Source organism: Fonticella tunisiensis (assembly GCF_004364155.1).
Classification (GTDB): Bacteria; Bacillota; Clostridia; order Clostridiales; family Caloramatoraceae; genus Fonticella; species Fonticella tunisiensis.
The window spans coordinates 61,740-74,733 of sequence record NZ_SOAZ01000009.1 but is presented as its reverse complement, the minus strand read 5'-3'; the positions used below and the strand labels follow the sequence as shown (position 1 = coordinate 74,733).

The window sequence follows — 12,994 nt, the reverse complement described above, 5'->3', positions numbered from 1 at the left end:
ATGGGAAAGTTACTGGAAGTTAAAAATCTAAGGGTTTCCTATCATACCTATGCAGGGGAGGTTCAGTCTGTTAGAGGAGTTTCCTTTGAACTTGACAGGGGAGAATCCATTGCAATAGTTGGAGAGTCAGGATGTGGAAAAACAGTTACATCCAAGAGTATAATGGGGCTTATACAAACTCCTCCAGGAGAAATAAAGGAAGGCAGCCAGATTTTGTTTGATGGCAGGGACATATTGAAGTTTTCAAAGAAGGAATGGCAGCAGTACAGGGGTGCTGAAGTGAGCATGATATTCCAGGATCCTATGACATCCTTAAACCCTACGATGAAGATAGGAAATCAGATAGCTGAAAGCCTTATTATCCATAGAGGTATGAATAAAAAGCAGGCCTTTGAAGAAGCCGTTAGGATGCTTGAGCTTGTAAATATTCCAAATGCCAGAAGCAGGGCAAATCAATATCCTCATCAGTTCTCTGGTGGTATGAGGCAGAGAGCGATGATAGCCATTGCCCTGGCCTGCAACCCGAAGATACTTATAGCCGATGAGCCTACAACTGCACTTGATGTTACGATTCAGGCTCAGATTATTGAGCTTATGAAGGATTTGCAAAAAAAACTTGGTACCGCGATAATACTCATCACCCACGACCTTGGGGTCGTTGCAGATATTGCTCAGAAGGTTATCGTTATGTATGCAGGGCAAATTGTAGAAAGGGGCAATGCAGATGAACTGTTCTACAGCCCCAGGCATCCATATACATGGTCCCTTTTGAAGGCAGTACCAAGGCTTGATTCTGAAAAAAAGGAGGACCTTGTTTCAATTCAGGGAACGCCGCCTGATCTTATTGCTCCACCTAAGGGGTGTCCCTTTGCATCGCGCTGCAAATACTGCATGCAAATATGTAAGGAGCAGGCACCGCCTGTAACAAAGATAAGCGATACCCATGAGGCGTCATGTTGGCTGCATCATCCGCTTGCACCAAGGGTTGATGAAATAGCAGTGGAAACGGGAGGAGGTTTATAATGGAAGCAAGGGTTTTAAATAGAGATATGCCCAATCATATAGAAAAGGGTGAAGTACTGGTAGAGGTTAATAATTTAAAGAAATACTTCCACATTGGAAAGGGTGCCATACTGAAGGCGGTGGATGACGTATCCTTTATCATAAGAAAGGGAGAAACCCTTGGAATGGTTGGGGAGTCGGGATGTGGAAAGACAACCTGCGGAAGAACGGTAATAGGAATGTATGGTGCAACCGACGGCGAAGTTTTATTTAAGGGTCAAAATGTTCACAGGATGAATGCAAAACAGAGAAAGGATTTTACAAAACAGGCACAGATCATTTTCCAGGACCCCTATGCATCCTTGAACCCAAGAATGACAGTTGGCGATATAATCGCAGAGGGCATTGATATACATGGAATGTATTCAGGAAAGGAAAGAATGAACAGGGTTTACGAGCTTTTAGGCATGGTAGGCCTTAATAAGGAGCATGCCAGCCGTTTCCCACATGAATTTTCAGGCGGACAGAGGCAGAGGATAGGGATAGCAAGGGCACTTGCCATTGAGCCCGAGTTCATTGTGTGCGATGAACCTATTTCAGCCCTTGACGTTTCAATACAGGCCCAGATAGTAAATCTTCTTATTAAGTTCCAGAGGGAGCTGGGTTTAACATATTTATTTATTGCCCATGACCTTTCCATGGTTAAGCATATTTCAGACAGGGTTGCGGTTATGTATCTTGGATGTATGGTTGAGCTTGCTGAAAGCCATGAGCTTTACAGAAACCCCCTTCACCCATATACAAGAGCACTTCTTTCAGCTATTCCAATACCTGACCCTGAGGTTGAAAGAACCAGGAAGAGAATAATGCTTGAGGGTGAAGTACCAAGCCCTATAAACCCAGCACCAGGGTGCAGGTTCAGGGCAAGATGTCCCTATGCTAAACCAGTTTGTGCTGAACAAACTCCTCCTCTTAAAGAGATTGATAAAGAGCACTTTGTCGCATGCCACCTATATTAATATGTATAAAATAGAACCTCCTTGTAAAAATAATACAAGGGGGAGTTTTATTTTTGTACAGGTGGTGATTTTATGACAACTCCTTTTAAAAAGAAGGTAAAGGCCAGGCTTAAATCAAATAAAGAGCTTACCCCTGAGATGATGGAGAGGGAAAAAATAAAGTACGAAATAGCAGATGAACTGGGCCTTTTGGATAAGGTGAAAAAATGCGGTTGGGATGGTCTTACGTCTGAAGAGACAGGAAGGATAGGGGGAATTATGACGAAGCTTAACAGGGACAGCGGGAGAAGGTGGAACAAATAAAATTCTCCGGTCTTTGGCGACTGCCTATAAAGACCGGAGAATTAATTATAGATAGGATTTAATCAGTGTTAAGTTACCTTTAATCGTAAACTCATGGGGATCAGCAGGTACCATAAATGTATTACCAGACTTTATGGGATATGACTGATCATCATAAATAATCTCTCCCTCCCCCTCAACTGCTGTAAATATGAAGAAGGAGGTTCCGTCAGTTTTGTCAACGTATTTTTCATTTATGACGATTTTGTCGACGGTAAAGAAATCGCAGGTAACCAGGGTTCCAATTGAATATCCTTCGAAGTCATTGAGAACAGGCCTTGATACCTCTCCCTTAAAGTCAAAGTTTATTACATCAAGGGCCTTATCTATATGAAGCTCCCTTCCCTTTCCGTTTTTGTCAACTCTGTTCCAATCGTATACCCTGTAGGTGGTGTCGCTGTTTTGCTGAATTTCTGCAATCAGCAGGCCATCCATGATAGCATGTACCGTACCTGCAGGAATGAAGGCAACATCTCCCTTTTTAACGTCCACATAGTTTAAATAGTCTTCGAGGGTGCCATTTTCTATCGCTCTTTTAAATTCCTCCTTTGATACTCCGGGCTTTGTACCATATATAAGCTTTGCACCTTCCTTTGCCTCCAGTATGTACCACATTTCCGTTTTACCCAGATCGCCTTCAACCTTTAATGCATATTCATTTCCCGGGTGAACCTGAACGGACAGCCTATCGTTTGCGTCGATGAATTTGATTAAAAGTGGGAATCGGTCAAGGGATGATGCCTTTGTTCCAAGGAGCCTTTCTCCATGTTCCTTTATAAGTTCTTCAAGGGATTTGTCCTTAAACTCTCCATTAGAAACTATACTCATTCCATTTTTATGGCAGCATACCTCCCAGCTTTCAGCAACCTTGCCCTCAGGCAGGTTCCTGTTAAACACCTTTTCAAGGTTTCTTCCACCCCAGATTATTTCTTTATATACTGGTTCGAAAAATAGCGGATAAAGCATGATATTCCTCCTTATGAGCAGTTTAAAGTCTGCGCTAATCTTATGTTTCAATTCATTCTTTATTTAAATTATATATAATTATTCGAATTTGCACAAATCAATATTTCCAGCAGAGTACGGTGTCAGAAAGTGCTTAAGTAAAAAAATATATTCCATTGAACCGAATTAATCAGCATAATAGTCTACTTTACCTGATTGCTTTTTGCGTTAAAATAAATAATAATATAAAGGATATAACATTATTTTGCCATTATAATCTTATACATGGTGGTGAGTAAATGGAGCAATATACAGGCCTTGCTGAAATATATGATATGACCATTGACGCAGACTATGATAAATGGATGGAGTTTGTTAAAAAATATATGGAGTCCAGGGGAATTGATATAAAAGGAAAAAGGCTTTTAGAGCTTGGGTGTGGAACAGGAAATATGACCACAAGGCTCAGAGAAGCTGGCCTGGATGTAACTGCCATCGACATATCCCATGAAATGCTCTCCGTAGCGGAGGAAAAAGCCAGATCCAAAAGAATGAGGATAAACTTTTTAAACCAGGATATGGCACATTTTTGTTTAAACAGAGATTTTGACATCGCAGCATCCTTCTGCGACGGATATAACTATATAATTGAAGAGGATGAACTTCTGGGGAGCTTTAAAAGGGTCTATGACCATTTAAGCAGAGGAGGATATTTTATATTTGATATAAGCACATCCTATAAGCTGAGAAACCTTATAGGCAACAATACCTTCACAATGAATGAGGAGGATTTATGTTACATATGGGATAACTATGTCGATGATGATATAATTGAAATGTATATCACTTTTTTTATCAAAGAGGGTAAACTGTATAGAAGGATGGAGGAACATCATATACAGAAAATATATGAAGTTGAACATATTATTGGGGCTTTAAAAGCTTCAGGCTTTAAAAGAGTTGAGGTATATGATGACTACAGTTTTAAGCCCGTATATGATAAAACTGCAAGGGCGACTTTTATAGCATCAAAGGAGGATTAAGGATGGCTTACGTTTTAAGAGCAACAGCAAGGGATGGGGAGATAAGGCTCTTTGCCACAATAACTACTGATATGGTTGAAAGGGCCAGGCAAATACACAACTTAAGTCCTACTGCTTCTGCAGCCCTTGGAAGGCTTTTAACAGGTGCTTCCATAATGGGAGTTATGCTAAAGGGAAAAAAGGATAAGCTCACCGTCACGATGAACGGCGGTGGAGAAGCTGGAAATCTTGTGGCATCAACTGATGCACGGGGAAACGTTAAGGGATATATTTCAAACCCCTATGTGGACCTTCCTCTTAACGAAAAGGGAAAGCTCGATGTTGGAGGGGCCATAGGTAAAAATGGAATGCTTACAGTTATAAAGGATCTTGGACTGAAGGAACCATATACGAGCCAGGTGCCAATATATACAGGAGAAATAGGGGATGACCTTGCATATTACTTTACAGTTTCTGAACAGGTGCCATCTGCCGTTGCACTTGGGGTGCTGGTTGACAGGGATAGGTCCATAAAGGCGGCAGGAGGACTTATCGTACAGATGATGCCAGGTGCAAACGAGCTTCTTGCTGACGTTATAACCTACAGGCTGGAAGAAATTCCGCCGCTATCTTCCCTCATTGCAGAAGGAAAATCGGCAGAGGATATACTGAACATGCTCTTTGATGACATGGACCTTAAGATACATGAAAGGATAGAAACAGATTATGTTTGTGACTGCTCAAGGGAGAGAATAGAAAGGGCCCTTATAGCCCTTGGCAGGGAAGAGCTTGAAGACCTTAAAAAGGATGAAAGCATACAGATAGAATGCCATTTCTGCAATCAGAAATATAAGTTTACAAGGGAAGAAATAGATGCGTTAATAAAAGCGTAGGAAAATTGTAAGTATAGATTCTTTTAATCCGGATAAAGCTAAGCCTTTATCCGGATTTTTACCTTTTATAGTAACATCAAATATATTTCGACATATTATGTACTGACCAAAGGAGGTGATATCATGTCATATAACAAAAATCAACAAGAAGAAAACTATCGTGAAGAAAAAGAAGGCCAGACTCATGTACACGAATTCCTTGGCAGCACAAGACTAGCAGAGAGAGGGGAAGAAAGGCACAACCACCGCTTTGCAGGAGTTACCAGCGAGGTAATACCTTTACCTGGTGGAGGCCACAAGCATGCCATTTTAACCAACACTGACTTTTTCGATCATCTTCATGAAGTGGGAGTTGAAACTGGACCTGCTATACCGGTAGGAAATGGAAAGCATGTACACTTTGTTGAAGGAGAAACTACTATTGATGATGGCCATTTCCATGAGTTTGTTTTTGCAACCCTTATCGAAAGTCCATTATTATAATGTTACTCCACTTTGATTGATTATTGAACGGCCATCTTTTTAATACGCCGTTACAATTTCAATCATGATTTAACAAGGAGGCAGAGATTTAAACCTTTGCCTCCTTCTTTTTATTTTGCTTATTTCAATCCCTTACGAAAAAAGATAGAAGGCAATTATTTTCAAAAATTTAGTTGACATGGAAATGGATAGTTGATATAATTAAGAAAACTTAATAGTTATTTCTTATCAAGAGAGGTGGAGGGACTGGCCCTGTGAAGCCCGGCAACAGCCAGCTTAAAGTGCTTTAAGCTGGAAATGTGCTAATTCCTGCAGCAATAGGCTGAGAGATAAGAAGATGGATAATATGAATTGCGTATTCTAAACCGCTTCTTGTATCTCAAGAAGTGGTTTTTTTTTAAAGGGAAATTGATGGGACGAAGGAGGTGACTGTATGCCTTTGATTGCAGATATAGGCCTTCCCTCAGTGAGGGATATAGCCAGTTACAATATAACTGTAATTGATAGAGAAAAGTCGAAATCGGATTGTTTGAAGCCTGTAAGTATTGCAATTGTAAATCTAATGCCCAACAAATATGAAACAGAAATGCAGCTTTTACGATTATTAGGTAATACTCCCTTTAATATCGATGTGGAGTTTATGTATCCCAAAACCCACAAGCCAAAGAGTGTGTATCCAGATTACCTTAAAGTATATTACAAGAGTCTGGAAGATATAAGGGGCAGGCAGTATGATGGCATGATTATCACCGGAGCACCTGTGGAGCATCTTGAATTTGAAAATGTGGACTACTGGGAAGAGCTTAAGTGCTTAATGGATTTTTCCAAAAACAATGTAAAATCAACCATGCATATATGCTGGGCTGCTCAGGCAGGGCTCTATTATCATTATGGAGTACCGAAATACACTCTGGACAAAAAAATTTTTGGGGTATTTAGCCACAGGGTTTTAAACAAAAAAGCACCCCTTTTTACAGGGTTCGATGATGAGTTTTTAGTGCCACACTCAAGGTACACAGAGATAAGGCGCGAGGATATAGATACTGTAAAAGGACTTGAAATCCTGGCTGAATCAAAGGACTCAGGCATATACATAGTAGCCTCAAGGAATGGTTCTCAGATATTTGTAACAGGGCATTCTGAATATGATTCAAATACCCTTGGGAAGGAATACCACAGGGACATAGCAAAGGGGCTGAATATCGAAGTGCCTAAGAATTATTTTTTAAATGACGACCCTTCAAAGGAGCCTGTTGTTAAATGGAGGGCTCATTCCAATCTGTTATTTTTTAACTGGATATATTATTACGTCATGAAGACAACAGATAGCATTTAAAATTTAGATAATTAATATTTATAAAAACTTTATAAATTATATTGACATTTATGGAAAAAAGTATAAAATTTAATTTAACAAGTTAATACATTAATTTACTAAATTCTTATCAAGAGAGGCGGAGGGACTGGCCCTATGAAGCCCGGCAACCCGGATAGAATCCGACGGTGCCAATTCCAGCAGGTTTAACCTGGCAGATAAGAATGTGGGAATAAATCTCCTTGCATTTTATCTGCAGGGAGATTTTTTTATATCTTAATGTTGTGCCAGTTGAATTTGCAGGCCGACGCTGGGATAGCTCAAAATAGCTCTGAATGGAATAAAATTCACCACAATATTATGAAAACAGTTTCTAAATTAATCTGTTGTTCCAGTTCAAGAACTAAAGCGAAGATAAAAAATATATGAAATTCACATAAAGCGGGCAACTGGAAGTTCTTGGCGAAGGGATGCAGAAAAATTCTAGAACTTTCATTTGTTTGAGCAAGGCGAGTTTAACGAAAGTTCTTGATTTTTCAAATCCCAAGCCTTAGAACTTCTTTGCTAAGCGTACTGGTGAATGAAATATATTTTTTATCGCAGCGTCGGTCTGTAAATATTTTCTGCTTTTATTTCAATGGACTTTTCAGAGTAGCACAACAGATTAATTTATATTTTACAGGAGGTTGTTAAAATGGATAAAAAATTACGCTTTGAAACACTGCAAGTGCATGGAGGACAGGGGGTTGACTCTGAAACAAAGTCAAGGGCCGTACCAATTTATCAGACAAGCTCCTATGTGTTTGACGATACTCAGGATGCTGCAGATCTTTTTTCACTTAAAAAGCAGGGAAACATATATACGAGAATAGGCAACCCTACTACGGATGTTTTTGAAAAGAGAATAGCAGCGCTCGAGGGGGGAGTAGGAGCCGTTGCAACATCCTCAGGCATGTCGGCAATTACATATGCAGTACTAACAGTTGCAAAATCTGGAGATGAAATAGTTGCGGCCTACACACTTTATGGAGGAACACACACACTGTTTTCACATACCCTTAAAAAGTTTGGAATAAAGGTTAACCTGGTAAACCCCGATGATCTTGAAGAATTGGAAGGGGCTATTAATGATAAAACAAAGGCTGTATTTATTGAAACACTGGGGAACCCGGGAATAAACATTCCCGACATTGAAAAAATATCCGAAATTGCCCATAAAAACAACATACCTTTAATAGTGGATAATACCTTCGCAACACCATATCTGTGCAGGCCATTTGAATTTGGAGCAGACGTAGTTGTTCACTCCGCAACTAAATTCATAGAAGGTCATGGAACATCCATAGGAGGAGTAGTTGTGGATTCAGGCAAGTTTAACTGGAATAATGGAAAGTTCCCGGAATTTGTTGAACCAGATCCGAGCTACCATGGATTGTCCTTCTATGGGGCCTTTGGAAATGCTGCCTACATCGCAAGGCTAAGAACCATATTCTTAAGGGATATCGGTGCATGCATATCACCATTTAACGCATTTTTGCTTTTACTTGGACTTGAAACTCTGTCCCTTAGAATGGAAAGACATGTTGAAAATGCCAAGATAATAGCAGAATATCTTGAAAACCATCCTAAGATTGAATGGGTAAATTATCCTTATCTGAAGTCGAATAAATATAATGAACTGTCAAATAAATACCTTCCAAAGGGACCTGGAGCTATTTTCACCTTTGGAGTTAAAGGCGGATACGAGGCAGGAAGGAAGTTTATTGATTCCCTCAAGATATTTTCACTCCTTGCAAATGTTGGTGATGCAAAATCACTTGTTATCCATCCGGCATCAACAACACACCAGCAGCTCAATGAGGAAGAACAGAGGCTTGCAGGAGTAACTCCAGAGCTTATAAGGGTATCGATAGGAATTGAAAATGCAGAGGATTTAATTGATGACATAGAGGAAGCACTTAAAAACATTTAAGGAGGAAAGTATGAATATAAGGGATTTGTTTTTAGGGTTAAGGGTATACACGTATGTGCTATGAATAAGCCGGAAGTTGTAAGAGATCATGAAAAGCTTTGAATTTAAAAGGGCAGTTTCTTGACAGGAGTGTAGCATATGAATATCAATAAAAATGAGGTTCTTAGATATCTCGGTTACAAAAATCAGCCAATTGATGAAAATTTAAATGAGCTTATAGACAGCTGTATAGATGAGATAAAGGAAATATCAGATCCGCGCTATATTTGCAATATTTTTGATGTAAAGGTGTTTGAGAATGAGGTTCAGCTTTCAAATACCAATTTGACACTAAGGGGAAGGGATATAACAAACCATCTAAGAAACTCTAAAAAGTGTGCAGTCCTTGCCTCTACCCTGGGGGTAAAGGTTGATAACAGGATAGGGTATCTTGAAAGGGTTGATATGACAAGGGCACTTATTTTGGATGCCTGCGCAACTGAGGCTATAGAGAGTATCTGCAATGAAGTTGAAGATGGTATAAGGGAGCCTGCAAGGAAAGAGGGTCTTGATATTAATTACAGATATAGCCCGGGGTATGGAGATCTTCCTATTGATGTGCAGCCGCACATATTAAACGTATTAAACGCCGAGAAAAAATAGGCCTTACCTGCAGCGAAAGCCTTATATTAATTCCAAGAAAATCTGTAACTGCAGCAATAGGTTTTGTTGAAGAAAATAAAAACAAAGAAAAAATAGGTTGTGAGGCTTGTAGGATTAAGTGCACTTATGACAACTTCTCTAAGGAGCATGGAGGATACCATAAAGGCCCTGAGGAAGCTTGACATCTGTTGCAGCGTCATGGTAGGGGGAGCTGTACTCAATGAGGAGTGTGCCAGGATGGTAGGTGCGGATTTTTACGCCAGCGATGCAAGGGATGCAAGAGCCGGTATTGAATGGGTCTGTGAGATGGTACGCGAACGTTTAGTAGCAGTATCCGGGAGTCCGCCGTTAAAAGGACAGGGTATCGAGAAATCCGTACCTGAAAGAGATGGTTTTGTACTTAGGTGGCATAGCGAAATGAGCATTTCGTCCTATTGTGGATGAAATGCTTTTTGTTTTATATGCCTTTTTTATTCCAATGGGTTATAACAAAAACAGTAGGGCTGACTAAGATAAAAGCGCCGTATTGATTTTAAAAAAAGTGTTGACATTAACCCTAAAAACATGTATTATAATACATGTCAGCAGCGCCGAAGAAATAGAACGCGGGATAAAAAAGCTGTTGACAGAGCAAAACGAGTATGATAAAATAAAAATCGCCACTGATTTATGAATGCGGGCGCATAGCTCAGCTGGGAGAGCATCTGCCTTACAAGCAGAGGGTCACAGGTTCGAACCCTGTTGTGCCCACCAAATCAAATTTCATACGGCCTAGTAGCTCAGTTGGTTAGAGTGCCGGCCTGTCACGCCGGAGGTCGAGGGTTCGAGCCCCTTCTAGGTCGCCATTTTGCCCAGATAGCTCAGTCGGTAGAGCAGGGGACTGAAAATCCCCGTGTCGCTGGTTCGATTCCGGCTCTGGGCACCATTTAAAATGTTGTAGTATAGAAGCAAGAGGTTGGAAAAACTGCAAAGTTGTTTTAGAATTTTAACGTTCAACCTTTAATCTACAAATACCAAATATGCGGGAGTGGCTCAGTGGTAGAGCGTCACCTTGCCAAGGTGAACGTCGCGGGTTCGAATCCCGTCTTCCGCTCCATATGGCGGCATAGCCAAGTGGTAAGGCAGAGGTCTGCAAAACCTTTATTCTCCAGTTCGAATCTGGATGCCGCCTCCATAAAACCTGCATCGAAGATGCAGGTTTTTTATTTTAAAATAAATATTCATCCGGAGAAATATAGTATGTAATATATATGATATAATAAAAATAACGTTTAGGGTGAATGGAGGCTAACACCGATGAACTATGAACCTGTGTTCGACATGATTTTTGGAGGGGTGATATATGAAATTGAAGAGCAAATTTTATGATTATTTTCCGGCCCTTACCCACCGGAACTTCAGGCTTTTTTTATCAGGTCAGATTATATCTCTTATAGGCACATGGATGCAAAATGCCGCATTAAGCTGGCTTGTCTATTCTTTAACAGAGGATAAGTTTAAACTGGGACTTATGAACGCAGTACAGTTTACACCTCTATTTCTTTTCTCCCTATATTCAGGTGTAATAGTTGAAAAATATTCAAAAAGAAAGCTTATTATTTTCACTCAAAGCCTTCAATTGATAGCTGCTACTCTGCTTTTTATACTGGTTTATTTCAAATTAATAAAATATGAACATATACTGATAATAATGTTTGGCGTAGGCATGGTTCAGGCCCTTGACAACCCTGCAAGGCAGTCCTTCGTTGTTGAAATGGTTGAGGGCAGAAAACACCTTTTAAATGCCATAGCCTTAAACTCCGCAACCTTTAACGCTGCAAGGCTTGTTGGGCCTTCGGTTGCCGGATGGATCATGTCGGGGCTTGGGGAACAGTGGTGCTTCTTCCTGAATGCTGTAAGCTTTGTTGCAGTTCTCGCGGGCCTTTTCATGATGAGAATGGAAGATAAGCCAACAAGAACAGAAGTTAAAAACCACACAAAGGACATTGTTGAAGGTATTAAATACATAGGAAAAACTCCCAAGCTTTTATATACCTTCATAGCAGTGGCGATAATACCGACATTTACAATGAATTTTAATATTTTAATCCCCATACTCACCAGGGATGTTCTGGGGCTTGAGGAAGCCGCATACGGTACACTCCTATCTGCAGTAGGCCTTGGGGCGTTAGTAGGGGCTTTATCAGTTGCTGCAAAGGCAAAAAAAGAAAGGGCCGTTATATATCAGATGACGGGAGCCTTTGGACTTTCACTTTTCCTTTTGCTTATGAGGTTTGTAAGAAATTATTATCTTGCATTAGGGCTTCTGGTGCTTTGTGGTTTCTTTATGATTATGTTTAACACAACATCAAACAGTGTACTTCAATTTAATTCACCGGATACTATGAGGGGAAGGATAATGAGCGTTTATACCTTGGTTTTTGGAGGGTTAACTCCAATAGGAAGCCTTTATGCAGGTTCTATTTCAAAAAAATTCGGAGTTGATAATACTTTCATGATAAGCGGTCTAATTGGTTTTACGGGTTTTATGATATTGTTTTTAAGAAGAAGGGAGTTAAAGTAGTTGGAAAGCTTTATAAAGGAACCAAATCTTCCTGAAGGGAAAGCCTCACTGTGTGTTGTTGATGGGAGGATACCTTTATCCATGGAAAAAAACTTAAAAAACAGGAACATCCGACTTATAAAAACTGAAAGGATGAGTGGAGTATACGATGCAATCTCCTGCCATCCCGATATAATGCTTCACCATTTAGGAGGCGATGAGATTGTTGTAGCTCCAAACATACCTGAAAGAATTGTTTACAACCTTGAGGATGAAGGTTTTAAGATAATCACAGGAGCGAGGGAGGTTGGCTGCAAATACCCCTTTGATGTTCCATATAACGCTGCACGTTTTGGAAGGTTTGTAGTCTGTAATACTAAATATACTGATGAAGTTCTCCTTGAAAAGTTTTTAGAAAGAGGATTGCATATAATCGATGTTAAGCAGGGCTACGCCAAATGCTCACTTTGCGTTGTATCCAGCGATTCAATTATCACATCGGACAGGGGAGTGCATAATATATTAATTAAGAACGAAATTAAATCATTGCTAATCACTCCTGGAGGAATAGATTTGTTTGGCTTAAACTATGGCTTCATTGGAGGCGCTTCTGGATGCATATCTGGGGATAGCATAGCTTTTTATGGAAACATAAAGATGCACCCTGATTATGATGCAATAGAAAAATTTTTAAAAAATAGTGGAAAAAATCCAATAAATTTGAATGAAAATACCCCCGTGGACCTCGGGACATTAATTCCTTTAAAAGAATATAGTATATTGATGCCATAATTTTTTCTGTATAGCAATTATGACG

At 39.9% G+C, this 12,994-nt stretch carries 12 protein-coding genes, 5 tRNA genes, 1 pseudogene and 2 riboswitches; of the genes and pseudogenes, 17 read left to right on the top strand and 1 reads right to left on the bottom strand.

Features of this window, described 5'->3' with window-relative positions:
- The 3 genes from EDD71_RS06995 to EDD71_RS06985 all read left to right on the top strand — a co-directional run bounded on the left by EDD71_RS06995 (position 1) and on the right by EDD71_RS06985 (position 2,324).
- Positions 1–1,023: an ABC transporter ATP-binding protein gene (locus EDD71_RS06995; RefSeq protein ID WP_133628029.1), complete on the top strand. Its 1,023-nt coding sequence runs from the start codon at positions 1–3 to the stop codon at positions 1,021–1,023.
- Positions 1,023–2,021 (top strand): ABC transporter ATP-binding protein, encoded by a 999-nt coding sequence (locus tag EDD71_RS06990; RefSeq protein WP_279233011.1) that lies wholly within the window; start codon positions 1,023–1,025, stop codon positions 2,019–2,021. Before EDD71_RS06995 ends, EDD71_RS06990 begins: the two co-directional genes overlap by 1 nt.
- 72 nt (positions 2,022–2,093) lie before the next feature.
- Positions 2,094–2,324: an alpha/beta-type small acid-soluble spore protein gene (locus EDD71_RS06985; RefSeq protein WP_133628028.1), complete on the top strand. Its 231-nt coding sequence runs from the start codon at positions 2,094–2,096 to the stop codon at positions 2,322–2,324.
- A 45-nt stretch (positions 2,325–2,369) separates the two neighbouring features.
- Here the strand turns inward: EDD71_RS06985 and EDD71_RS06980 are convergent, their stop codons facing one another.
- Positions 2,370–3,329, bottom strand: coding sequence for a type I phosphomannose isomerase catalytic subunit (locus tag EDD71_RS06980; protein WP_133628027.1), 960 nt, complete (start codon positions 3,327–3,329; stop codon positions 2,370–2,372).
- A gap of 278 nt (positions 3,330–3,607) precedes the next feature.
- Between EDD71_RS06980 and EDD71_RS06975 the strand changes: the two genes are divergently transcribed.
- From EDD71_RS06975 to EDD71_RS06910, 14 genes and pseudogenes are all read left to right on the top strand, one after another.
- The gene (locus tag EDD71_RS06975; protein ID WP_133628026.1) at positions 3,608–4,351 is read left to right on the top strand and encodes a class I SAM-dependent DNA methyltransferase; all 744 of its coding nucleotides are present in this window, start codon (positions 3,608–3,610) and stop codon (positions 4,349–4,351) included.
- Positions 4,352–4,353: 2 nt separating this feature from the next.
- Positions 4,354–5,223, top strand: coding sequence for an Hsp33 family molecular chaperone HslO (gene hslO / locus EDD71_RS06970; protein WP_133628025.1), 870 nt, complete (start codon positions 4,354–4,356; stop codon positions 5,221–5,223).
- Between the two features lie 123 nt (positions 5,224–5,346).
- Positions 5,347–5,706 (top strand): YmaF family protein, encoded by a 360-nt coding sequence (locus EDD71_RS06965; RefSeq protein ID WP_133628024.1) that lies wholly within the window; start codon positions 5,347–5,349, stop codon positions 5,704–5,706.
- A gap of 222 nt (positions 5,707–5,928) precedes the next feature.
- A riboswitch (SAM riboswitch) is annotated at positions 5,929–6,042 on the top strand.
- A 97-nt stretch (positions 6,043–6,139) separates the two neighbouring features.
- Positions 6,140–7,042 carry a homoserine O-succinyltransferase gene (locus EDD71_RS06960; protein WP_133628023.1) on the top strand — a complete coding sequence of 301 codons (903 nt, stop codon included), beginning with the start codon at positions 6,140–6,142 and terminating at the stop codon, positions 7,040–7,042.
- 103 nt (positions 7,043–7,145) lie between these two features.
- Positions 7,146–7,246: riboswitch (SAM riboswitch) on the top strand.
- Positions 7,247–7,715: 469 nt separating this feature from the next.
- A complete protein-coding gene (locus EDD71_RS06955; protein ID WP_133628022.1) occupies positions 7,716–8,993 on the top strand; it encodes an O-acetylhomoserine aminocarboxypropyltransferase/cysteine synthase family protein in 1,278 nt (425 codons plus the stop codon).
- A 138-nt stretch (positions 8,994–9,131) separates the two neighbouring features.
- Positions 9,132–9,635: a methionine synthase gene (locus EDD71_RS06950; protein ID WP_133628021.1), complete on the top strand. Its 504-nt coding sequence runs from the start codon at positions 9,132–9,134 to the stop codon at positions 9,633–9,635.
- 99 nt (positions 9,636–9,734) lie between these two features.
- A pseudogene (locus EDD71_RS16105) lies at positions 9,735–9,914 on the top strand (hypothetical protein); the annotation flags it as partial.
- A 398-nt stretch (positions 9,915–10,312) separates the two neighbouring features.
- Positions 10,313–10,388: transfer RNA gene (locus EDD71_RS06940), tRNA-Val, on the top strand.
- Between the two features lie 15 nt (positions 10,389–10,403).
- Positions 10,404–10,480, top strand: a tRNA-Asp gene (locus EDD71_RS06935).
- Positions 10,481–10,484: 4 nt separating this feature from the next.
- Positions 10,485–10,560, top strand: a tRNA-Phe gene (locus tag EDD71_RS06930).
- A gap of 96 nt (positions 10,561–10,656) precedes the next feature.
- A tRNA-Gly gene (locus EDD71_RS06925) sits at positions 10,657–10,731 on the top strand.
- 3 nt (positions 10,732–10,734) lie between these two features.
- Positions 10,735–10,809, top strand: a tRNA-Cys gene (locus tag EDD71_RS06920).
- Between the two features lie 168 nt (positions 10,810–10,977).
- Entirely contained in the window at positions 10,978–12,198 is a 1,221-nt protein-coding gene (locus EDD71_RS06915) for an MFS transporter (protein ID WP_133628019.1), read from the top strand.
- A complete protein-coding gene (locus EDD71_RS06910) occupies positions 12,199–12,969 on the top strand; it encodes a DUF6873 family GME fold protein (RefSeq protein WP_133628018.1) in 771 nt (256 codons plus the stop codon).
- Positions 12,970–12,994 lie beyond the last annotated feature (25 nt).